At 65.7% G+C, this 21675-nt stretch carries 20 protein-coding genes; all 20 read right to left on the bottom strand.

Translation table 11 applies throughout. The features are described from left to right. Window positions 1–65: 65 nt before the first annotated feature. Window positions 66–362 carry a hypothetical protein gene (locus tag ACTHL4_RS16310; RefSeq protein ID WP_440283817.1) on the bottom strand — a complete coding sequence of 99 codons (297 nt, stop codon included), beginning with the start codon at window positions 360–362 and terminating at the stop codon, window positions 66–68. A gap of 146 nt (window positions 363–508) precedes the next feature. Next, window positions 509–1285, bottom strand: a complete 777-nt coding sequence (gene pstB, locus ACTHL4_RS16305; protein ID WP_440283816.1) for a phosphate ABC transporter ATP-binding protein PstB — start codon at window positions 1283–1285, stop codon at window positions 509–511. Window positions 1286–1322: 37 nt separating this feature from the next. After that, window positions 1323–2252 (bottom strand): phosphate ABC transporter permease PstA, encoded by a 930-nt coding sequence (gene pstA / locus ACTHL4_RS16300; RefSeq protein WP_440283815.1) that lies wholly within the window; start codon window positions 2250–2252, stop codon window positions 1323–1325. Further along, window positions 2249–3256, bottom strand: a complete 1008-nt coding sequence (pstC, locus tag ACTHL4_RS16295) for a phosphate ABC transporter permease subunit PstC (RefSeq protein WP_440283814.1) — start codon at window positions 3254–3256, stop codon at window positions 2249–2251. The genes pstA and pstC overlap by 4 nt, the downstream gene beginning before the upstream one ends. Window positions 3257–3377: 121 nt before the next feature. Further along, on the bottom strand, window positions 3378–4505 hold the full coding sequence (pstS, locus tag ACTHL4_RS16290) for a phosphate ABC transporter substrate-binding protein PstS (RefSeq protein WP_440283813.1): 1128 nt from the start codon (window positions 4503–4505) through the stop codon (window positions 3378–3380). 164 nt (window positions 4506–4669) lie between these two features. Beyond that, entirely contained in the window at window positions 4670–5623 is a 954-nt protein-coding gene (locus tag ACTHL4_RS16285) for an NUDIX hydrolase (RefSeq protein WP_440283812.1), read from the bottom strand. Further along, window positions 5620–7899: an RNA degradosome polyphosphate kinase gene (locus tag ACTHL4_RS16280; RefSeq protein ID WP_440283811.1), complete on the bottom strand. Its 2280-nt coding sequence runs from the start codon at window positions 7897–7899 to the stop codon at window positions 5620–5622. The genes ACTHL4_RS16285 and ACTHL4_RS16280 overlap by 4 nt, the downstream gene beginning before the upstream one ends. Before the next feature lie 326 nt (window positions 7900–8225). Further along, complete coding sequence (gene mshD / locus ACTHL4_RS16275; RefSeq protein WP_440283810.1) at window positions 8226–9065, bottom strand: mycothiol synthase; 840 nt, start codon at window positions 9063–9065, stop codon at window positions 8226–8228. Beyond that, complete coding sequence (locus tag ACTHL4_RS16270; RefSeq protein WP_440283809.1) at window positions 9062–9985, bottom strand: glycosyltransferase family 87 protein; 924 nt, start codon at window positions 9983–9985, stop codon at window positions 9062–9064. Before ACTHL4_RS16270 ends, mshD begins: the two co-directional genes overlap by 4 nt. Beyond that, entirely contained in the window at window positions 9982–11223 is a 1242-nt protein-coding gene (locus ACTHL4_RS16265) for a glycosyltransferase family 87 protein (protein WP_440283808.1), read from the bottom strand. The genes ACTHL4_RS16270 and ACTHL4_RS16265 overlap by 4 nt, the downstream gene beginning before the upstream one ends. A 61-nt stretch (window positions 11224–11284) precedes the next feature. Then, window positions 11285–12730 (bottom strand): hypothetical protein, encoded by a 1446-nt coding sequence (locus ACTHL4_RS16260; RefSeq protein WP_440283807.1) that lies wholly within the window; start codon window positions 12728–12730, stop codon window positions 11285–11287. Continuing rightward, a complete protein-coding gene (locus tag ACTHL4_RS16255) occupies window positions 12717–13631 on the bottom strand; it encodes a type II secretion system F family protein (RefSeq protein WP_440283806.1) in 915 nt (304 codons plus the stop codon). The genes ACTHL4_RS16260 and ACTHL4_RS16255 overlap by 14 nt, the downstream gene beginning before the upstream one ends. A 1-nt stretch (window position 13632) precedes the next feature. Next, complete coding sequence (locus ACTHL4_RS16250; protein WP_440283805.1) at window positions 13633–15594, bottom strand: type II secretion system F family protein; 1962 nt, start codon at window positions 15592–15594, stop codon at window positions 13633–13635. Beyond that, window positions 15591–16913: a CpaF family protein gene (locus ACTHL4_RS16245; RefSeq protein ID WP_440283902.1), complete on the bottom strand. Its 1323-nt coding sequence runs from the start codon at window positions 16911–16913 to the stop codon at window positions 15591–15593. The genes ACTHL4_RS16250 and ACTHL4_RS16245 overlap by 4 nt, the downstream gene beginning before the upstream one ends. Before the next feature lie 47 nt (window positions 16914–16960). After that, window positions 16961–18127, bottom strand: a complete 1167-nt coding sequence (locus tag ACTHL4_RS16240; protein ID WP_440283804.1) for an AAA family ATPase — start codon at window positions 18125–18127, stop codon at window positions 16961–16963. Further along, window positions 18124–18948, bottom strand: a complete 825-nt coding sequence (gene cpaB / locus ACTHL4_RS16235; protein ID WP_440283803.1) for a Flp pilus assembly protein CpaB — start codon at window positions 18946–18948, stop codon at window positions 18124–18126. Before cpaB ends, ACTHL4_RS16240 begins: the two co-directional genes overlap by 4 nt. Window positions 18949–18966: 18 nt before the next feature. Continuing rightward, a complete protein-coding gene (locus ACTHL4_RS16230; protein WP_440283802.1) occupies window positions 18967–20199 on the bottom strand; it encodes a pilus assembly protein TadG-related protein in 1233 nt (410 codons plus the stop codon). After that, window positions 20187–20609, bottom strand: coding sequence for a TadE/TadG family type IV pilus assembly protein (locus ACTHL4_RS16225; protein ID WP_440283801.1), 423 nt, complete (start codon window positions 20607–20609; stop codon window positions 20187–20189). The genes ACTHL4_RS16230 and ACTHL4_RS16225 overlap by 13 nt, the downstream gene beginning before the upstream one ends. Before the next feature lie 86 nt (window positions 20610–20695). Beyond that, window positions 20696–20884, bottom strand: a complete 189-nt coding sequence (locus tag ACTHL4_RS16220; RefSeq protein WP_440283800.1) for a Flp family type IVb pilin — start codon at window positions 20882–20884, stop codon at window positions 20696–20698. Window positions 20885–20961: 77 nt separating this feature from the next. Further along, window positions 20962–21150 carry a Flp family type IVb pilin gene (locus ACTHL4_RS16215; RefSeq protein ID WP_440283799.1) on the bottom strand — a complete coding sequence of 63 codons (189 nt, stop codon included), beginning with the start codon at window positions 21148–21150 and terminating at the stop codon, window positions 20962–20964. Window positions 21151–21675: the final 525 nt, after the last annotated feature.

Raw genomic sequence — 21675 nt, 5'->3', positions numbered from 1 at the left:
TGAAGCCTAACGGCGTCCGGGACGCAGTTGTTCCATGCCCCGCGGGATCACTTCGGCGAAACGGCTCAGCGGTGGTCGGTCGCGCCGAGCATGACCTTGCCCTGGCCGGCACACGCTGCACGGTGCTCGCGGGCCTCCTGGCGGGCCTTGTCCCGCGACCGGCGGGCGCGGCCGGTCCAGTCGCAGCTCGTGCAGTAGCCGAACGCGAAGTTGCCGTCCTCCTTGGTGAGGTCGTCCTCCAGCGGCACCAGCTCGGTCGTGGACTGGTGACCGTGCGAGTCGCTGACCTGCAGAGTGTTGCCCTTGCGGCCGCGAAAGAGCGGCCGACGGCTCTCCTTGCCCTTCCCCACGGGGTAGTTCATGCCGGACCAAGCCGAATCGGGCGAAAGGAGCCCGGTCACCGACCGAGAGGAGCACCGAACGACCGAGGGGAGTACCGATCCAGGTCGGATCCGTACTCCCCTCGGTCAGGGGATACTCCTCTCGGTCAGCGGAGCGCCGGGCTACCTCACCCGAAACGGCCGGAGATGTAGTCCTCGGTGGCCTTCTTGGCCGGGTTGTTGAAGATCTGCTGCGTGTCGTCCATCTCGATCAGGTTGCCCGGCTTGCCGGTGGCCTCGAGATTGAAGAACGCCGTCCGGTCCGACACACGCGCCGCCTGCTGCATGTTGTGCGTGACGATGACGATGGTGAACTGCTCCTTCAACTGCGTCATCAGATCCTCGATGGCCAGCGTGGAGATCGGGTCGAGCGCCGAGCACGGCTCATCCATCAGCAGCACCTGCGGCTCCACCGCGATCGCCCGGGCGATGCACAGCCGCTGCTGCTGACCGCCGGACAACCCGGCCCCGGGCTTGTTCAGCCGGTCCTTGACCTCGTTCCACAGGTTCGCCCCGACCAGCGACTCCTCGACCTTCTGGTCCAGCAGCTTCTTGTTCTTCACCCCGTTGAGCCGCAGGCCGGCGATCACGTTGTCGCGGATCGACATGGTGGGGAAGGGGTTCGGCCGCTGGAACACCATGCCGACCGTGCGGCGGACCGCGACCGGGTCGACCGAGGCGGCATACAGGTCCTCGTCGTCGAGCATGACCGTGCCCTCGACGCGGCCACCCGGGGTGACCTCGTGCATACGGTTCAGCGTCCGCAAGAAGGTGGACTTCCCGCAGCCGGACGGTCCGATGAAGGCGGTGACCGAGCGTGGTTCGACGGTCATCGTGACGCCTTCGACCGCCTTGAAGTCGCCGTAGTAGACGCTGAGGTCCTTGACGTCGATGCGCTTGCCCATGAAGTGACTTTCCTTGTTCCGGGGGCCGCGGAGCGGCTCAGCCCTTGACCTTGGTGAAGTGGCCGATGACCCGACCGATCACGTTGATGACCAGCACGAGCAGGATCAAGGTGCAGGCGGCACCCCAGACCCGGTCGGCGCTCACCTGGTCGCCGGCCATGTTCGGCAGGTTGGTGTTGATCAGTGTCGGCAGCGCCGCGATGTTGCCGGAGAAGAGGTTCTGGTTCAGGAACTGCGAGTACTGCGCCAGGATCAGCAATGGCGCGGTCTCGCCCGCGACCCGCGCGAAGCCCAGCAGCGAGCCGGTCACGATCCCGGAGAACGACGTCGGCAGCACCACACGCACGATCGTCTTCCACTTCGGCACACCCAGTGCGTATGACGCCTCACGCAGCTCGTTCGGGACCAGCTTGAGCATCTCCTCGGTGGAGCGGCAGACGACCGGCACCATCAGCAGCACCAGCGCCAGCGACGAGCAGAAACCGTTGAGCTGCCACCCGAAGAAGGTCACCCAGATGGCGTAGATGAACAGACCGGCCACGATCGACGGCACACCCGACAGGATGTCGACCATGAAGCTGATCGTCCGGGCGATCGCGCCCCTGCCGTACTCGACCAGGTAGATCGCGGTCATGACGGCGATCGGTATGGCGATCACCGACGTGCCGAGAGCGATCAGCAGCGTGCCGATGATCGCATGACGTGCGCCGCGGACGTTGTGGTCGAAGCCTGGTGCACCGACGCCCGACTGGTCCTTCTGCCACCACGTGACGTCCAGCATGGTGCTCAGCCCGCGCGACAGCACCGTCCACAGGATCCAGGCCAGCGGGACGAGGGCGACCAGGAACGCAGCCCAGATGACGACCGTGGCGAGGTTGTTCTTGACGGCCCGGAGGCCGGACTTGCTCGGCCCGAGGCCACTGAGCGGCGCCTCGGACCGGGCGATCTCCTTGGTGTCCATGCTCATTCGGTGAATGCACTCCTACGCTCGATGACCACTCGCGCCAACGCGTTGACCACGAAGGTCAGCACGAACAGCACCAGGCCGGCGGCGACATACGCTCCGGTGCCGATGCCCGGGGTGAATTCCGCGGCACCGCCCGCGATCTTGGAGGCGAACGTGTCGCCGCCATTGAACAGCGACCACGTCCACTTCGTGCCGTTGGGCAGCGACGAGAGGATGTAGAGGACGGCGACGGTCTCGCCGAGCGCCCGGCCGAGCCCCAGCATGGTGGCGCTGATGATGCCGGTCTTGCCGAACGGCAGCACCGCCGTGCGGATCATCTCCCACTTGGTGGCACCCAGCGCCAGCGCGGCCTCCCGGTGCGCGACCGGAGCCTGGGCGAACACCTCGCGGGTCAGCGCCGTCACGATCGGCAGGACCATGATGGCCAGCACGATGCCCGCCAGGAAGATCGTCGTACCGCCGCCGATGCCGGGCACTTTGCCGAAGAGCGGGAACCAGCCGAAGGTGTCGGAGATCCAGTTCTGCAGGTGCTCGTACTTCGGGGCCACGATGAAATAGCCCCACAGGCCGTAGACGATGGACGGCACGGCGGCCAGCAGGTCGATGAGCGCCGCAGCGGCCCCGGCCAGCCACCGGGGGGCGTAGTGGGTGAGGAAGAGGGCGATCGCGACCGAGAACGGCACGGCGATGGCCAGCGCCACGACGGAGGTGGCCACAGTCGTCCACAGCATCTGCACGATGCCGAACTTCGCCGCCGAGACCTCCCACTGACGAGTGGTGAGGAAGTTGACCTTGTCCTCGCCGATCGCCGGAACCGCCTGGAAGAGCAGGAAGATCGCGACCAGCACCACGAGGGCGATGACCAGCACGCCGCTGCCGGTCGCGGCGCCGCCGAAGATCCGATCGCCGCGCCGGCCGGTGCCTGCTCCGTCACCGCGCAGCGGTGGACGCCCCTCGGGGTCGGGCAACTCGTCGGCGAGCGAGGCGCCGGTCGATGCAGTCATGCGGTCTCCGTGAACGTCGCGGCGCGCTGCGCGCCGCGGGGATGATGCGGTATGGCGGGGAGGTCGACGCGCGCCGGCGGGGGCGCCGTTCGCCGACACCCCCGCAAGCTTGTCACGAGGCTCAGCTGATCGAATCGATCGACTCCACGACCTTGGACCGGATCGGCGCCGGCAGCGGAGCCGCCCCGACTCCGGTCAGCTGCTGCTGGAACTCCGGGGAGGCCATGTAGCCCAGGAACGACTTGACGTTCTTGGCGGTGGTCGGGTCGGCGTACTTGGAGCAGACGACCTCATACGTCACCAGGATGATCGGGTAGGCACCCTCTGCCTTGGTCTTGTAGTCGATCTTCAGCGACAGGTCCTTGCCGGTGCCGACGATCGTGGCGGCTTCGACCGCCTTGCCCGCGGAGTCCGCAGTCAGCGCGACACCGTCCACGGTGGCCATGTCCAGCTTGTTCTGGATGGCGTAACCCCACTCGACATACCCGATGCCGCCGTCGGTGGCCTTCACGGCGCTGGCGACGCCGGCGGTCTTGGCCTTGCCCTGGCCGACCGAGCCCTTCCACGACTTGTCGTGCTTGTGCGGCCAGTCCGCCGGGTCGACGGTGTTCAGGTAGTTGGTGAAGTTGTCGGTGGTGCCGGAGGAGTCAGAGCGGAAGAACACCGAGATCTTCGTGGCGGGCAGGGTCACGCCCTTGTTGGCTGCCTTGATGGCCGGGTCGTTCCAGGTGGTGATCTTGCCGGCGAAGATCTTGGCGATCAGCTGCGGGGTGAGGTTCAGCTTGCCGACGCCCTTGAGGTTGTAGGAGACGGCGATGGGTCCGGTCACCATCGGGATGTCCAGCGCGGTTGAGTTGCACGCCTTGGCGGCCTTGGCCGGCTCACCCTTGTCGGGGTTGAGTGCCGAGTCGGAGCCGGCGAAATCGACCTGCTTGGCGATGAACTTGGTGATGCCCGCCCCCGAGCCGGTGCCGTTGTAGGTGATCTTCGCGCCGTTGCACTTGCTCTGGTAGCTCGAGATCGCCTGGGTGATGGCGTTCTGCTGGGCGGTGGATCCTTCCGCGGAGAGGCTGCCGGAGAAGCAGGTGGTGTCGCTGGAGGCGACCGCGGCCCCGCTGCCGCCCGCCGCATTGCCCTGCGGGGCGTTCGAGCTGCTGGAGTCGGAGTTGGAGGCGCTGCCGCAGGCCGTGAGCGCGAGGGCTGCTGCGACTGCGAGGCCGGAAAACTGGCCGATGCGCGTGATCTTCAAGAGAACTGCCTTCCCACAAAGAAACTGGATGGATCGGCCACGTCGGCCGGTCAAGCGTGACGGTAGGGAAGCCGGGTGACCGGTTACCACCCCGGTGGTGAACGCCGGGTGAACGAGTCACGACGCGTTGATGAGGGTCCGGCGCAGCGCGGGCGAGCAGCAGGTCAGGCGGGCGTATGCCGCTCGACGCTGAGCACTCGGGCGTCGGTGCCGGAGCCGACCAGCTGGCACACCAGCGCCTCGCCCTTGGCCATGCCGTCGTCGGCCGCGACCGCGAGGATCTCGTGCACCTCGCTGTCCGGCGCGGTGGCGTCCCGCAGCCGGCCGAGCACCGTGGGCAGCACCGGCCGGTGCGTGCACAGCGCCGAGGGTTCGGCGCGTTCCAGCAGCCGCTCGATGTTGCGGGCGGCCCGGGTCGGGTCCTTGGCGAAGATCTCCTCGGACAATCCGGGTTTGGTGCGCAGCCGGATGCCTGCCGCGGCGGCATACGGCTGGACGGTGGTGAAGCATCGTGCGGAGGGCGAGGTGATCACCCGCTCGATCCCGTATGCCGCCAGCACCGGCACCAGGGCTTGGGCCTGTTCGCGGCCGCCGCGGTCCAGCGGCCGCAACGGGTCCTCCCGGTCCCACTGCTTGCGGGCCACGGAGTCGGCGTGCCGGACCACGACCAGCGGCCAGGTCTGCAGGGTGCCGGCACGGTCGGCCTCGACCACGGCCTGCAGCTGCAGCGCGTCGCGCACGTAGCTGAAGCGGGTCTGGGCCTGCGCCGGGGTGAGCCACGCGACCTCGTCGATCTCGTTCTCGAGGTCGCCGCTGCCGCTGATCACCTCTGCTGCCCAGTAGCGGATCTCCTTGAGCTTCCCGCGCTGCATCGAGTAGACGGAGCGGGGCAGTGGTATGCCGAGACGCGGCCGAAACCCGGTCTCCTCCAACACTTCTCGCGCAGCAGCGGCCGCCCATGTCTCGCCGGGGTCGAGCTTGCCCTTGGCCCAGGACCAGTCGTCGTACTTCGGCCGATGCACGAGGGCGACCTGCAGCTGGTCGCCTTCGCGGCGCCACAGGACCGCGCCCGCCGCGGGGACGGTGCCGGATCGCAGCGCGGCGGTGCGCGCCGTCACCGGCGGCGGGCCTTGCGCTTGCGCTTGGCGTAGGTGGCAACCAGGTCGGACTGCAGGTCGCGCAACGGTGTGCCGTCGGGGGCGAGGTTGTGCCGCTCCCAGCGGGCGTCGCCGTGCAGGTGCCAGGACGAGGTCTCGTCCGACATACCCTCGTCGAGCAGCGCGGCCAGGGTCGCAATGTGTTTGGGATCGGTGATGCGCACCAGCGCCTCCACCCGGCGGTCCAGGTTGCGATGCATCATGTCGGCGCTGCCGATGTAGACGATGTCCTCCTCAGGCCCGTCCGCGCCGTCGATGACGAAACGGAAGACCCGCGAGTGCTCCAGGAAGCGGCCCAGGATGGAGCGAACCCGGATGTTCTCGGACAGGCCGGGGACACCCGGTCGCAGCGAGCAGATGCCGCGGACCCAGATGTCGACGTCGGCGCCGGCCATCGAGGCGCGGTAGCAGGCGTCGATGATCTCCTCGTCGACCAGGGAGTTGACCTTGATCTGCACCCGGGCGGTCTTGCCCTCGCGGGCGGCGTCGGTGACCCGGTGGATCTTCTCCAGCAGTCCGGTGCGCACGGACCGGGGCGCGACGAGCAGTCGCTTGAACTTGCTGCGCGGCGCCATACCCGACAGCTGGTTGAACAGCCGGGAGAGATCCTCGCCCACCTCGCGGTCGCAGGTCAGCAGACCCAGATCTTCATAGAGGCGGGCGGTTTTGGGGTTGTAGTTGCCGGTGCCGACGTGCGCGTAGCGCTTCATCTCACCGTTTTCCTCGCGGACCACCAAGCACAGTTTGGCGTGGGTCTTGAGGCCGACCATGCCGTAGACGACGTGCACCCCGGCGCGCTCGAGCTTGCGCGCCCAGGTGATGTTGTTCTCCTCGTCGAAGCGGGCCTTGATCTCGACCACGGCGAGCACCTGCTTGCCGGACTCGGCGGCGTCGATCAACGAGTCGATGATCGGGGAGTCACCGCTGGTGCGGTAGAGGGTCTGCTTGATCGCCAGCACGTGCGGGTCGTTCGCGGCCTGCTCGATGAAGGCCACCACGGACGTGGAGAACGAGTCGTAGGGGTGGTGCAGGAGTATGTCGCCCGCGCGCACCGCCGCCATGACGTCGGACTGGGCGGAGCGTTCGACGGGGGCCAGGTCGGGGTGCGGCTTGGCCAGGAACGGCGGCCAGCGCAACTCCGAACGGTCAAGGTCGGCAATGATGTTCAGCCCGCGCAGGTCCAGCGGCTCGGGCAGCCGGTAGACCTCGTCGTCACGCACGTTCAGCTCACGGACCAGCAGGTCCATGACGTGGTCGTCCATGTCGTCGGCGACCTCGAGCCGCACCGGCGGGCCGAAGCGGCGCCGGGTGAGCTCCTTTTCCAGTGCGGTCAGCAGGTTTTCGGCGTCGTCCTCCTCGACCTCGAGGTCCTCGTTGCGGGTGACCCGGAAGGTGAAGTGCTCGCGGACCTCCATGCCGGGGAAGAGGTATTGCAGGTGTTCGGCCATGACGTCCTCGATCGCCACGAACCGGGCGTCATACAGCTCGTCCTCGTCCTCGGCGGCCGGCAGGGCCATCAGCCGCGGCAGCAACGGCGGCACCTTGACGCGGGCGAAGTGCTCGCGGCCGGTCTTGGGGTTGATGAGCACGACGGCCAGGTTGAGCGACAACCCGGAGATGTAGGGGAATGGGTGGGCCGGGTCGACGGCCAGCGGGGTCAGCACCGGGTAGATGCGGTTGCGGAACAGCTTGTTGAGGTGGGCCCGGTCGTCCTCGGTCCACTCGCCCGGGCGGACGATCCGGATGCCGACGTCGCCCAGTGCGGGGCGGATGTGCTGCTGGAACATCTTGGCGTGCACCTGCATCAGCTCGTGCGCGGCCTTGCTGATCTCGTCGAGCACTTCGCGCGGCTCCAGGCCGGAGGCGGAGCGCACGGCGAGACCGGTGGCGATGCGGCGTTTGAGGCCGGCGACGCGCACCATGAAGAATTCGTCCAGGTTGCTGGCGAAGATCGCCAGGAAGCGGGTGCGTTCCAGCAGCGGCACCAGCGGGTCGGCGGCCAGCTGCAGCACGCGCTCGTTGAACTGCAGCCAGGAGATCTCACGGTCCAGGAAACGATCGGCCGGCAGCTCCTGGTCGACGGTGGCGTCGAGTTCAGGGGCGACGCGGATGAACCGTCCGTTGTCGCCGCGGGCCCGCTGGGCAGCGCGAGTCTGCAGGCGCACCAGCGAGGCGTCGCTGGCCGTGGTCTGGGTCGCCGGATCCTCGGTTGCGCTGGTCGTCGGCTCCGAATTCATGCGCTTATCTTCCCACGCAACGCAGGTCGAGTGCCGGGGGAGCGCAGCACGCGGGTCGAGTGCCGGGGGAGCGCAGCGGAGGAGGTGTATCGAGACCAGTGCTCAATCACGCTGGTCGAGTGCCGCGAGCAACGAGAGGTGTACCCCGCGGTGGCCGAGGAGCGAGGAACGAGCGGGGGCGCTGGTCGAGTGCCGCGAGGGACGAGCGGTGTATCGAGACCAAGCCCCGCGGGTCGAGTGCCGCGAGGGACGAGCGGTGGCGCTGGTCGAGTGCCGCGAGGAACGAGCGGTGTATCGAGACCAAGCCCCGCGGCTCAAGCCTCGCGTCAGCGCGTCACGGCATACATGACATCCACGCCGGTCCGCTCGAAGCCCAACCGCATGTATGTCGCCACTGCCGCGGCGTTGTCCCCTTCGACATACAGGTCGATGTGCCGGACGCCGCGATCCTGCAGATGCGCCAGCCCGAGGGCGGTGACGACCCGGCCGAGCCCATGCCCCTGATGCCCGGGATCGACCGCGACGACATACACCTCGCCGTTCTGCGGGGCGTCTGGCGCGATCTTCGTCCAGTGTGAGGCTGCAAGCTCACCGGTCGCGTCGTCGAAGATGAGTATCAGTCCGGCCGGATCCCACCAGGGCTCGGCCATGCGCTCGTCGAGGTCCTGTCGTGTCATGCGGCCCTGCTCGGGGTGGTAATCGAACGCGCGCCGGTTGAGGCCGAGCCACGCGTCCTCGTCGCCCGTCCGGAAGATCCGTGCGGTGAATCCCGCTGGCACGTGTGGCGATCCGATGGGCGGGTCAGTCTCGGCAGGTCGGGCCATCTGCCACAGGCTTCGCACGACAGTCATACCTGTGGAGGCCGCGAGCGCCTGGGCGGCCGGCAGATCACCGTGCGCCCAGAAGCGCGCATGCGGCCGCTGGGCGAGCACGTCGTGCACGACGCGGCCACCGAGTCCGGCACGGCGATGTTCCGGATCGACGACCAGTTCCACGGCGCCGTCGTCGGCGACATACGCGCCCGCGGTCACGACTCCGTCGATGCGCACCACGTGCTGTGGCTCGGTGTGCCGCAACGCCAGTCGCGTCTGCTCGGAGAAGGGTTCGACCCCGTCGTACGACGTGGCGCGTTCCGCGATGGCCAGGAGTTCCGCTGCAGCAGTCACTCCGTCATCGTGCCGCATGTCTGGTCCGGCCGCTCTCGGTGGAGATCAACACGATCGACGCGGTTGGGTCCGTACATCCGCGGCAGTGCCAGCAGCACGGCGCAGGCTGCTAGACCGAACACGTGCGTCGCGACGACCATGGCGACCGGAAGAGTCCATTGCCGGTTCTTGAGCGCGCCCCACACGACGAGGATCAGCGCGATTGGAAGGCGCAACGTCAATGGCGGCATGACAGAAGAACCGAGGCTGCCACTGGTCTGACCGCTGTAGGCGCTGAGGAAGTGCAACCAGTCCGCCCATAGGCGCGGCGAGATACCGACACTCACGAGCACGACGGCAGCCGTCACCAGAGACGAGATTGCGAGGTGGCGCCAATCACGCCGCACGAGGAACCACACCGGACCAACGCAGGGCGTGAGCTTGGTCAGAGCAACGAATGCCCAACCGCCTGGGTGTTGAAAGCCCAGGACGACGACCACCGCGAAGATGAGGAAAACGTTTCCGGCCATGACTTCGTTGAGTCCAGCAATGCCAAGGGGAATTGCGAGGTTCCGTGGTAGGGGCCTCACCAGCCAAACGAGAGCACCCAGAAGTACTAGAGAGTAGACGGTTGCGAACACTGGCCAGGGTAGTTGCACGAGTGGCCACATCAGCTGAGCGAAGGCCGGACTGTAGAGGTAAGCATCCGGGACATTGGGCGCTGCCGCGTAGAGACCATCGCGCCACGCCATCCAGTAGGCATGCGAGTCGAACCCATACCGGAACGCCACAACTACCGCCGACGCTTGCAGAACCGCAGCGATCGCGATGATCCAGGGCAGGTCGCGGCGAAGGCTGGGGCGTACATCGATCGGGAGGCCACTGGTCGAGATCGATCGATGCGCAACGGCGCTGCGGAACGGCCTTTGCAACCATTTCATGTATTGCCTTGCTCGTTCGGTGAAAAGCACGGCGGGCCGAAAGTTCGCTGTCTCGCATCAGTCGGATCGTGCAGCGCTCTAACCGGCCTGCGCGAGTGGAGGACCATCAAGCGGACCATCAGGCAGAGGGGTACCAGCGCTGCCCATTGAGCGGAGAGCAAGGACATCGGCCACGGCGTCGAGCGCAGGAGGGAGAGGACCGGCCCTAGCCAGACAGCGATGAAGCCGGCTGCCACGGCCACGCGAACGCCCGGTGTGCGTTCGTTGACGACCACAGCCGCGATGGCCGGCAAGGCGATCACCAAGTCGTACACCATCGCGTGCGGAGCGGCCAGGAGTGTGACGCACGCGCCGGTGGAGAGGGCCACCCACTGCGTAGGTCGACGGCGGACCAGCCAGAGCGCCCAGGCGACGAGAAGCAAGATGCCGGCCGCCAACCCGATGTCGGCAACGGCGGGCGCCGCCGCCGCTGGCATAAGCGATATGAGAAGGCCTTCGAGCGAAACCGCTTTGTACGCTTGCCCAAGAGTGACGTAATCAGCGTACGTCGACGAGAAGATCGTGTGGATCCACGAGACCCACATGTCAGAACCGAGGAAGAACGACGACGGCAGCACGATGAAAGCGACTCCAGCAACAGTTCCGACGATGACTCGCACGCCCGCATAGACAAGCGCTAGCACGACTGCAGCCAGCATCAGCTGTGGCTTGGCGATGACGCCGAGGGAAAGCACAGCGCCGGCCAGTAACTCGTGGTGTGCATGAAGTAGCCGCACAGCCGACACACCCGCCAGCAGCACGAGCCAGGAGTCCTGGCCGCTGCCCACAAGTTCGAGCACGGGCTGCGTCGCGACGGCGATGAGCACGACACACCAATACGGTCCCCACCGCTCATTCCAGTAAGGGCGCAGTAGGACGGCGACGAGGGCCAACCCGGCGATGGAGATGGCCGTCCAGAGCAGCGCGGCGACCGTGTAGGACAGCGCACCGAAGGGAGCGAACGCCACTGCGATCGGCGGAGGAGAGACGAACCAGGACAGGTCCGTTGCGCCGTGTGACCGCTGAAGCGCAGACTGCACGACGGGGTCGTAGAGGTTGGCTGTGTGCCCATCGACCACCATGGCCCCAGCAGTCCAGCGAGCGCGAAAGTCAGGTAGCAGATGGCTCGGTCGACCGATGACTTGGACCGCCCAAGTCAGCGTGAACAGGACCAGCACCAGCATCGGATAGACACGCACACGTTCGCGCGTCAGGAATGCGTCGAGACGCCTGACGAGGCCTCGCCCTTGAGAGGGCATGTCAGTTCCGACCTGTGCGCGGTGGCGTCGGTGGCTCGAAGATCAACAGGCCGTCGACGGCTGCGACCTGTTTGCAACCGGCAGATCGGACTTCTGCGGCCAACTTGTTGTCGACAACGATCAGGTCGACACGCGGTGAGGTCGGAATCGCCCCGTGGTCGACAAAGGCCAGGTACTGGCGTTGCACCTCGTGCGGAAAGGCATCGATGGGATTGCCCGCCCAGATCCGAATTCCCGCCTGCGCAAACGTTTCTTCGGCTGGGTCGACCGCGAGGACTGTGCCGCCTGCGGCCAGCTGCCGAACCGTCGCAACAGCACCTGAGCCCCTGGCAGTGAGTCCCGGTCCACGGGTCACCATCTGCCAGCCGACGCCAACGAGTGCTATGGCCACCGCCGTCACCAAGGGAATGATCGCAAAGGGTCGCCGCTGGGCCAGACGCGCTCTTGATCGGCCACGCGCCGCGAGCGGGAGAAGAAGGAGAAGTAGCCAAATGCTGTTGCGAGCCGCTAGGAGCGTCGCCGTCCCCATACCGACGATGGCGACGATCTCCCAGAGCCTCGGACGACTACGTGCCCACATCGCGATCAGCACCATCGCCGCGAGCAACATCAGAAGATCCAACGGATTGTGAATGCGTGGCCGCGCCCACAATCCGACATGCTGTCGTGCTGCTTCATTTCCCAGAACGGCTTGGTAATAGGAGAACGTGTGCCATCCCGCGCTCGTCGCAAGCAGGACTCCTGCTAACGATGCTGCGCCGACGAAAGCTCGGCGACGGAGAGGGCCGTCGCAGCAGATCAGGTGAACCGACAAGAGCGCGCAACCGACCAGCACGCCGCCATGCAAATTGCCCCAGACCGTGACCAGAGGAACGGCAAGCCACAGTCGACGGGACGGTCGGTCTGCGTTTTGCAGCAGTAACACAATCAACGCCGCATAGGGCAGCAGGCTCAGTGACGGCATCCGCGCGATCGCGAGAGTGGAAGCGCCGCCGACGGTGACAAGCAGAAGTGCGGTGCTCGCACGTGCTTCTCGCTGACCGCTCTGATGGGGCGCCAACAGCACACCCAATGCAGTCGCCACGAGCGCCAGGTGCAAGACAATCAAGGCAGCCGGACCCATCGAATGCACCACGGACAGCAGCACCTCGCCGAATGCCATCGGGCTTGTCCACCCGTCCGTCGGCGCGGCTGCAAATGGAATCGAACGCGGGATGCCGTCTCCAGCTCGGATGCGATCGCCGATGGCCACACTCCAGAGCAGGTCGGCTCCCTGAGCCACCACCGCAGACAGAAGAACGACGATCCCGGACAGGACGAACCACGACACACCTGGAAGATGCCAGCCGGTGGCGGCCCGCCTAGACTCGTCTTCCGCCGGACCGTTGAGTGATTGCAGAGGAGCCGCCGAATCCTCCAGGCTCGCAGTCGCTTCAGTGGCCGGCATGTGAAAACATCTCGGCGATCCGGATGCCACCAGGTCCGACGACCACCACGATGAGCGCGGGGAACAGACACAGGATCAACGGGAACAGGATTTTCACGGTGACCTTTTGGGCCTGAGCTTCAGCTCGCTGACGACGCGCCAACCGCATGGCGGTGGTCTGCTCTCGCAACACGGACGCGAGCGGGATGCCCAGCTTGTCGGCCTGAGCAATCGCGGTCACGAAGCTCTTGACCTCGGCCAGATTGACTCGTTCGCCCAGTCCGCGGAAGGCTTCGCTGCGAGAAGTACCGATCTGAATCTCGGCGGTCATCCGGGCCAGTTCACCCGCGATCGGTCCCTGCACATTGCGCGACACTTCCTGAAGGGCGGCGTCGAATCCCTGCCCCGCCTCCACACAGATGGTCAACATGTCAAGCATTTCGGCCAGGCCACGCATTACCTGCTCCTGCCGACGTAACGCCACGTTGTAGAGCAGCAAATCGGGCAGGAAGAACAGGAGCGCACCGAGTAGCAGACCAAAGGAGACGCCCTGGATCGTGAGTCCGTCGCCCAGCAACAATCCCAGCGCCCCACCGGCGATCGTGCACAGACCCTTGGCTCCCAACAAGCGCTCCACAGTCCATGACACCGGGTGTCCGGCTCGATCCAGGTTTCGGGCTAGGCGCACGGTGACCGAGGACGGCGTGATCCTGCCGGTGAGATGGGCGGTCAACTCAAGCATCCGGTCGACCAGATTGTCCGTCTCCGAGCCCGCTTTACCAGCCGGCGCCGAGGGCGCACCGGCGACGAGTGCCAGCGACTTCGCCACAGTCTGCGCGTCGTCCGACGAGCGCAGCAGCAGGAGAATTGCGAGCGCTATCGCAAGCGCGATGAGTCCGGCTCCGGCATACACGACAGTCATCTCATACCTCGATCTGCACGGTCTTGCGCATCCATATCGTCCCGATAACCATCAGCACGCAGGTGCCGATGAGCATCACGACTCCGATGCCGGTCGTCCACAACAATTTGATGTAGTCGTAGTTCACGAATGTCATGTAGAGAAAGAGACAGATCGGTAGTGCGATGAGGATCGCCGCCGAGAGGCGTCCCTCGGCCGACAGCGCCGCCACCTGACCGCGCAGCGCCTCCCGCTCCCGCAGTGTGTGCGCCGTGGTGTCGAGCGTCTCTGCGAGGTTGCCACCGACCTGCCGCTGGATCCGGATCGCCATCACTGCCATGTGCAGCGATTCGGTGCCCATCCGCGTCGAGACGTCGTCGAGTGCGTCGGAGAGATCGGACCCGATTTGGACCTGAGCCAGTGCACGGGAGAGCTCCTTCGCGGCGGGTTCGGCCGCATCGCGGCTGACTGCCTCCAGTGCTTGGGGTAGGCCGAAACCACTGCGCAAGCTGGTGGCGACGAGGGTGAGCACTTGGGGAAGTTGCTTCTCGAAGGCGGCGGTTCGGCGAGACGCCTTGAACCGCAAAATACCCACTGGCAACGCGAAGCCCACGACGGTGCCGATGATGATGCCGACCGGCGCGGCACCGCCGAGTAGAAGCGCGCCGACAATCGCGAGAACCAGGATTGCCACCACCCGAAGTAGGAGCCACTCGCCAGCGCGAAGAGGAAGGTCTGCGCGCTGGAGCAATTGAATGGTTCGCTCGGCCGAGCCACGCTTGCTCATGAACCGCTCGCTGATCCCGACGACGGTCTCACGCAGCGCGGACGGTCCTCGCTCGTGCACTTGTTTGCCCTGGTGCGAAGCGGCCTCGAGATAGGACTGGATGGTCGCGATCCGCCGCTCGCGTTGTGAGTGACGCGACGGCGTCACGAGCACGTAGGTGAGAACGAAGAGCCCCAGCGCGAGCAGAACCCCACCGATCCAGAGCGACCACGATGTCCCTCTCGTGTGGCCGGCCACCGACGCGGGCGCTGAGGTGGGTGCCGCATGGGCGGCTGCCGAGGGCGAAGCGCTGCTGCGCGGAAGTGATCCGAAGTTCATCTGCTGGCTAACTGCAAAGGGTCGTCCCGCCGTGGTGCCGCTGATGGTGAGTCGGTGGCTACCCGACAGCCTTGCCGAAGGCTGAAGCGTGAACTGCGCTTGCGAGTTGAGAGCCCGGGCCGACGACCGGAACGCAGCTGCGACGCCCGTGGTGTCATCGGCGAGAACGTCGGAGCCACCTCCTGCCACCGCAAATTGAGCAAGCGCGCGTTCTGCGTCCTTGTCGCGGTTCTTGAAGCGAACGACGTCCACCCGGATGCCCTGTGCTTTGAGCGCGGCCGCGTCGGCCGCCAGATCTTTCGCGGGTTGCTTGCTCTCGGTGTCGGCTCCGTCACTGAGCAGCACGATGCTGCGGTCCCCTCCTGCGCCCAACAACCGGGTTGCATCCTGCACCGCGGCATACAGTGCCGTGTTGCCGCCGGAGCGCAACCCCTCCACCGCCTTCTGCACGGCACCGCGGTCGGTGGTGGGCTGTAGGACGACGTCGGGCGCCGACGCGAAGCGCAGCACTCCGACCTGCACGTCGGAAGGCAATTCCCTCAGGTAAACGGCCGTTGCCTGACGAACGGTTTGCATGCCGCTGCTGCCCATTGAGCCGCTGGTGTCGATCACCAACAGGGCCGTGCGCTGCAGATGAGTCGTGTTCTGAACTGTGATGGGCACGGCCTTGCCGTCGACCGTAGCCGCCACCGATCGACGGTCCGGCTGCACGACTTGTGACGCCCGGAAAGTGAGCACTCCCTGGTAGAAGTCCTGGACAGATTTGAAGTCACCGATCGTCACGGTCGGATTGGTGTCGGCACGGGCCGGCACGACCCACCCGACGGTCGCCGCCGCGGCGAGCAGTGAGACCAAGACAAGCCGTAAGTGGCGCTTCACGACGCCACCGGCGAGAAGAACATGATCGGCACCTCGATGCCGTGATCGGACAAGTCCTCGACCAGCTTCGGGCGAATCCCGGTCGGCACGAGCCGTCCACGGAACCGGCCATGTTCGTCCCGGCCGGCGGAGTAATCGAAGGTGAAAAGATCCTGAAGGGTAATGATGCCGGACTCCATGCCGACCACCTCGGTGATCGCCACGATCCGTCGGCTGCCGTCCTTGAGCCGGGTCTGCTGCACGATGAGATTCACCGCACTGGAGACCTGCTCCCTGATGGCCCGCACCGGCAGATCGACTCCGGCCATCAGCACCATCGTCTCCATGCGGGAGAGCGAGTCGCGTGGGCTGTTGGCGTGCACTGTCGTCAGCGACCCGTCGTGACCGGTGTTCATCGCCTGCAACATGTCGAGTGCCGCCCCATCGCGTACCTCGCCCACGATGATGCGGTCCGGCCGCATACGTAGCGAGTTGCGCACCAGCTCCCGGATCGCGATCTGGCCGCGTCCTTCGATGTTGGGTGGCCTGGCTTCCATCCGCAGCACGTGGTCTTGATGCAGCTGGAGCTCGGCGGCGTCTTCGATGGTGACGATCCGCTCGTCCTCGGGCACGAACCCACTGAGAACGTTGAGTGTGGTGGTCTTGCCGGAGCCGGTGCCGCCGGAGATGACGATGTTGCGTCGGCCGAGGACACACATGCGAAGGAAGTCACGCACGGTCTCGGTCATGGTGCCGAAGCCGATCAGGTCGCTGTCGGTGAAAGGATCCGCAGCGAACTTACGGATGGTCAGTATTGCTCCGTCCAGAGCGATGGGCGCCACGACGGCGTTGACGCGGGAGCCGTCCATGAGCCGTGCGTCGACCATCGGACTGGACTCGTCGACCCGTCGGCCGACCCGGGCGACGATCTTGTCGATGGTGCGCCGCAGGTGGGCGTCGTCGCTGAAGCTCGCGTCCGTCGCATGGATCTTGCCCTCGCGTTCCACGAAGATGTCGGACGGTCCGTTGACCATGATCTCGGTGATGTCGGGGTCACGCAGGTATGGCTCCAAGGGGCCGTGCCCGAGAATGTCGTCGGAGATCTCCTGGGCGATCCGGGTGCGATCGGCGTGCGACAGTGGTGTCTGTTCGGCGTCGATGACGGTCTGCAGAGTTGACCGCACCTGCACCGCAAGCTCGGCCTCCGGCAGATTGGGGTCGTAGAGCCTCGGCCCGAGTTGATCCACGAGCGCCTGGTGGACGCGGTCCTTGACCGGGGCGAAGGCATCCCGCGCCCGACGGTGCTTCGCGCCTGCGACGGGCGCCGGGCCAGGCGGCATACCACTTTGTGCTTGTCGCGCCAGGTCCATCCGGGCAGCCAGATTGGTCACTTGTTCCTCCTCAACCGGTGGATGCGCCGTCCGCCCGCGCGAGTGGCTTCCTCGCCGAAGTGGGGCCGCACCTTGTGATCGACGAACTCCCGCAACGCTGCCGCGAACGGATCCTTCATGTCGTCCACCGCGAGCACGACCCCGCGGTTGGCGCCGGCGGGCACGCTCAGGGCGTTGGGCAGTCCCAGGCTGACCGGGTACTGCAGCGCCGTCTCGACATCCTTCGCCGAGAGACCGACCTTCAGGTCCGCCCGGTTGAGCACCAGCAGCCGGTTCTGTTGCGGAGCGCCAAGCACATCGAGCGTGTTGATCGCGAGCCGAAGATTCTTGATCGCCGGTATGTCGAGAGTCGACACGAGCACGAGCAGATCGCTCAGGTCGAAGGCACCCAGCACATGCTCTGGCATCGAAGGCGGCATATCGAGCACGATGTAGTCATACTGTGTGCGCGCGATGCGGATGAGCTCACTCACCAGGTCGGCCGGCACCCGGTCGGCATCAGCCGGATCATGTGGCGCCACCAGCACATCCATGCCGGTCGGCTCGTGGCTTTCGACCACCGAGCGCAGGCCTTGAGCATCCAGATGACCGGTCATGGCGACGAGATCCATGATCGAAGTCGTGGGCGGCAGCTGCAGACAGATGCCGACATCACCGAACATCAGGTCCAGATCGACCAGTAATGTCTTGGCGCCCGAGGTCGCCAGATAGGCGGCCGCATTCACCGCAATGGTCGTCTTGCCCACGCCGCCCTTCGCGGAAAACACCGTGACGACGTGCCCGGCGAAGCCCTGCTCGGACGCGGCAGCCCCGAGTTGCGCACTGAGTGACTCACTGCGCCGGACCGCCTCGGCGAGGGCGCCCTGGTCGTCGGCCTGAACCACGTCGCGCACGCCGCTGCGCAGGGCCTGGGCCAGGACAGCCACCTCGAGTCGGTGTCGCAGGAGCACGACGCCGGCACCCGGACTGTCGACCCGAAGTTGCTCGGCCAGTTCGTAGGCGCTCTCGGCCGGGACCTCCGGGCCGATGACGACCAGGTGGTGACCGTTGGCGCTGATCTCACGCGGGACGGCCGCAGCATGGGCGACCACCGTGACGTCATCGCCCAGCGCCATCCCATACGTGTTGAGGGCCCCGCGAGCCGGGTTCCACAGGACGGTCATCTCGCACCACCCATCACCGATTTGCCACCGAAGACGTTGCCGTCGTCGGCCTCACCACTGGGACTGACCTTCGTGCCCGATCCGAGCAGGCCGGCATACAGGATGTAGTCGTTGGCTGCGTGCACCAGGCGGACCGAGTCGGTCGGGTCCACCGCGACGGTCACCAGATAGGAGGCGTCGGTGCTGGCCGTGCCGGCTGTGCCGCTGCTGTCTTTGCCGTCGGCGGATGACTGCTCGGGGCTCGGCTTTTGCAGTGGTTTGCTGCCGAAGGCGATCACTTCGACATCCGCCAGCACCACGTGGGTGCCCTTCAGATCAAGTTGATTGAACGCCTTTGCCTGGTCGCTGACACCCAGTTCTTTGAGGCCATGAGTCGCGTAGATGGCGATGTGCGATCCCGGAGTGATGAACTCGCCGACCCGCTGTGGGTCGGTCAGCTGCACCGAGATAGCGACCTTGCCAGCTGGTACGCCGATGGCTTTCTGATTCACCGGGCTGGTGCCGAAGCGGGCGGCCATCACGAACTCACCGGGCTGGATGTCGGTGGTCGCAACAAGCGCATGGTTGCTCGCATTGACTGCACTGAGCACACCGGCTGGTCGCCCACTCTGCGCCACTTTCGTCACTGCGATGAGGCCGTCGTTCTGTGCCTGCTCCAGCGAGGTGCCGGCTGGGATGAGTTTCTTGACGACGAATGCCGTCACCGGATTCTGTGATTCGACTGCGCGGGCGTCGGCGCCATGGACGTAGCTGAAGACGAGCCCGAAGCCGACGACGGCCAAGACGAGCGCGAGGGTGACTGCGATGATCCTGCGTTTCATGGGTGCGCGCTTTCTGTATCAGCCGGCGGGAACGACGACGTGGTTGCCGAGGTCGGTGCCCGAGGGATCAATGGTGCCGTTGGCCACGGGTTGTAAGGAGGTGGTGAACCACCCCCAGAAGTAGGTCGTCGAGCCGTTGCACTTGCCCGTGCAGACTGAGGCCGGCTCCTTGTAGACGGAGGTACTTTTCGCGGGATTGACGGCCGGGATGTTGTCCCAACCGGCGAGGTAGAACGAGGCGATCCCAGCGATGTGATACTGGCCATTCGACCCGGACCCGCTGAAGTTGTCGAAGATCGGGATCGACACAACCTTGCCGAGATAGGTCTGCAGGACATCCGGGCAACCGTTCTTCGGCACCGACGCCCCGGTGTCGCTGGAGATCCAGCCATTGGACGAGATCGTGACAACACAACTGGAACCCGGTGTGATGTAGGCGAATCCACCGTTCGGCAAACCACCGCTGGAAGAGTCGGAGCATCTGTTGACGTCGTCGGCATGGGAATAGATGCCAACGGTGTAGGACTGCACGTTGGTCGGCACGGCGGGAGACGGTGTGCTGAGGCTCGGCCCCGGTGTATAGGGCGGCGCCGGCGCGTATTTCGTTCCGGAAGAGGTTGCACGATTCCAATCGCACATGCCCATGGTGAGAGGGAAGGTGAGGCCGGTGCTGCCCGCTGGGCCCCAGGCAGCGCGGGAGCACGTACGTGAGGTTGACCCGTTACCCGCGCCGCTCAGCAGCTGTGCGAAGTGAAACGGCAGCACGCTGGTGCCGTCCTTCATGAGTGTCTGGGTCGTGACCTCGACATACGACACCTTGGTCGGATCGACGGTGAGCGGCCAGGGCTCACATGTCGTCAGGTTCGCTGCGGCGGCCGTCGTCGGGTCGTTTGAGCAAGGCGGCAAGGTCGTCGTACCCGTGTAGTTCGCGACACACGTCCGGCTGTCGGTGAGGATGCTCATCGACTGGTCGCTGGCATTGGCGTTGTTCCGCGCCAACGCCCGAAGCGAATCAGTCACACTGCAGGGCCGGGATGGCGACGGCTGTGCGCACGCCGCTGCCAATGCGAGAGACGTGGCGTCTGCGCCGTTCTGCAGCTCAGCCCGGTTGTAGGTGATGTTGCCCAAGTCGATGGTGAGCGCGAGCAGCCCGACGGCCACGAACATCACCAGCGTCGCAGTGAGCACTGCGATCGCGCCGCGTTCGTCGTTCGCTCGGCGGCCGGCGAGTAGTCGAGTCAGCCGCCGCATTGCATCGTCGCTTTCCCGGAAAGGGTGGTCGGCAGGGTGTTGCTCGCTCCGGGGATGAGACTTAGGGCCGGTCCAAGGAGGACCCACTCGAACTTGGGTTTTGTTACTGTGACGCTGACGGACGACGGAGTGGGTCCGGGCGTCGCCGAGCACGGGCTCGTGATGGTCACGGCCAATGTGGAATCGCCTCCGGCGGCTCTGGCGCGCGTTGTCGTATTGCCAGCTGTGCTGAAGTACATCGCAGATCGCGCGCCCTCTCGGGCGGCGTTGGTCAACATGACCTCGGTGTAGAAGGCGCGGCCGAAGTCGACCATGCCACCGACGAGCAACAGGAAAAGCGGCAGCACCAGCGCGAATTCGACGAGTGACGCGCCCCGCTCACGGCGTGCGACGGGCTTGCGAGCTCGCATGATGCCTCCCCTGGAGATCAAGGATGTGCACTCGCACATCAATGGCTCGGCCGCTCCCGACCGAACATGCGTCGCAGATTCGCGACTCAGAATGCGCTTGGGAATCCGGTGAACAGCCCACGCACCGCAGTGCCGAAGAACTGGACGGCGGAGAAGGCGACAAGCGCGATGAGAGCGATCAGAAAGGCGTATTCGGCCATTGTCGCCCCCGATTCGTTGCGGGACACGCGCTGTCGTGAAAGGTGCTCGCGCAGCACCCCCAGTATCTCCATCATGCTGATCTCCTTAATTTGCCGTCCCGTGCCGGGGCCGGCTCACGCATGGAGCCGACCCCGGAAGTAGGTGACAACGGTCAGAGATCGCTGCCGAGACTGTTGAACAGCGCCGCGATGTTGCTACCCAGCGTGGCAGCCGCAACGGCCACCACAACGGCGATGAGCGCAACGATCAGGCCGTACTCCACCATGGTGGCGCCGCGGTCCTTCTTGCCCTCGACGGCGGCGAGGAGGCGGGACTGGAGGGTGACGAGTGCTTTGGACATGGGGTATCTCCTTCCGGGTGGGCATTCTTCGATGCCCCCGGGGCATGGGTGATGAAGGAAAGGTGAATCTGAGAGACGAAGAGTCCGCCTGTGACGGGCCCCATTGGGAACTTGATCCGGTCAGGAGTGATGCATGACGACGTGAGCTAGTTGCGTATCCCTGGAACTGAACTGTGATCGGTGGATCAAGTGCTCTGAAGGTAGACCCTCCGGTAAAGGCTCGTCTAGTAGTTCGCAAATTTTTCTTCAAGACTTGGTAAAGAAGCAGAGTGTTGCAAGATGCCCCTGTGGTTCGCTCCGCTATCGACCACCGGGCTTGCGGCCCGTCTCCAGCTCGGCCGGCGCATGTCCTGGTCAGTGGGTCTGCCTGTTCGCCACGTTGCGCGGCCCGCGTCGGACGGCATCATGCGCAAGCATCGTGCGTCGTCATACGACGCGATATGGGCACCGCGCTGTCGAATTGCGTTGCAGCTGGCGGGAACTCAGCGTGCGGTCACCGGCCGAGCGTCATGAGTGAGGGGTATC

The sequence above is a fragment of the Flexivirga sp. genome (assembly GCF_051955415.1).
In the GTDB taxonomy this organism is placed as follows: Bacteria; Actinomycetota; Actinomycetes; order Actinomycetales; family Dermatophilaceae; genus Flexivirga.
Note: the sequence above shows the minus strand (reverse complement) of the source record. Positions and strands in the feature narration are given on the sequence as shown.

Excerpts from the sequence above, each read along its gene's own strand:
- ACTHL4_RS16310 (WP_440283817.1), bottom strand. The coding sequence starts at position 362 with ATGAACTACCCCGTGGGGAAGGGCAAGGAGAGCCGTCGGCCGCTCTTT.
- pstB (WP_440283816.1), bottom strand. The coding sequence starts at position 1,285 with ATGGGCAAGCGCATCGACGTCAAGGACCTCAGCGTCTACTACGGCGAC.
- pstA (WP_440283815.1), bottom strand. The coding sequence starts at position 2,252 with ATGAGCATGGACACCAAGGAGATCGCCCGGTCCGAGGCGCCGCTCAGT.
- pstC (WP_440283814.1), bottom strand. The coding sequence starts at position 3,256 with ATGACTGCATCGACCGGCGCCTCGCTCGCCGACGAGTTGCCCGACCCC.
- ACTHL4_RS16280 (WP_440283811.1), bottom strand. The coding sequence starts at position 7,899 with ATGAATTCGGAGCCGACGACCAGCGCAACCGAGGATCCGGCGACCCAG.
- ACTHL4_RS16270 (WP_440283809.1), bottom strand. The coding sequence starts at position 9,985 with ATGAAATGGTTGCAAAGGCCGTTCCGCAGCGCCGTTGCGCATCGATCG.
- ACTHL4_RS16260 (WP_440283807.1), bottom strand. The coding sequence starts at position 12,730 with ATGCCGGCCACTGAAGCGACTGCGAGCCTGGAGGATTCGGCGGCTCCT.
- ACTHL4_RS16255 (WP_440283806.1), bottom strand. The coding sequence starts at position 13,631 with ATGACTGTCGTGTATGCCGGAGCCGGACTCATCGCGCTTGCGATAGCG.
- ACTHL4_RS16245 (WP_440283902.1), bottom strand. The coding sequence starts at position 16,913 with ATGCCGCCTGGCCCGGCGCCCGTCGCAGGCGCGAAGCACCGTCGGGCG.
- ACTHL4_RS16240 (WP_440283804.1), bottom strand. The coding sequence starts at position 18,127 with ATGACCGTCCTGTGGAACCCGGCTCGCGGGGCCCTCAACACGTATGGG.
- cpaB (WP_440283803.1), bottom strand. The coding sequence starts at position 18,948 with ATGAAACGCAGGATCATCGCAGTCACCCTCGCGCTCGTCTTGGCCGTC.
- ACTHL4_RS16230 (WP_440283802.1), bottom strand. The coding sequence starts at position 20,199 with ATGCGGCGGCTGACTCGACTACTCGCCGGCCGCCGAGCGAACGACGAA.
- ACTHL4_RS16225 (WP_440283801.1), bottom strand. The coding sequence starts at position 20,609 with ATGCGAGCTCGCAAGCCCGTCGCACGCCGTGAGCGGGGCGCGTCACTC.
- ACTHL4_RS16220 (WP_440283800.1), bottom strand. The coding sequence starts at position 20,884 with ATGATGGAGATACTGGGGGTGCTGCGCGAGCACCTTTCACGACAGCGC.
- ACTHL4_RS16215 (WP_440283799.1), bottom strand. The coding sequence starts at position 21,150 with ATGTCCAAAGCACTCGTCACCCTCCAGTCCCGCCTCCTCGCCGCCGTC.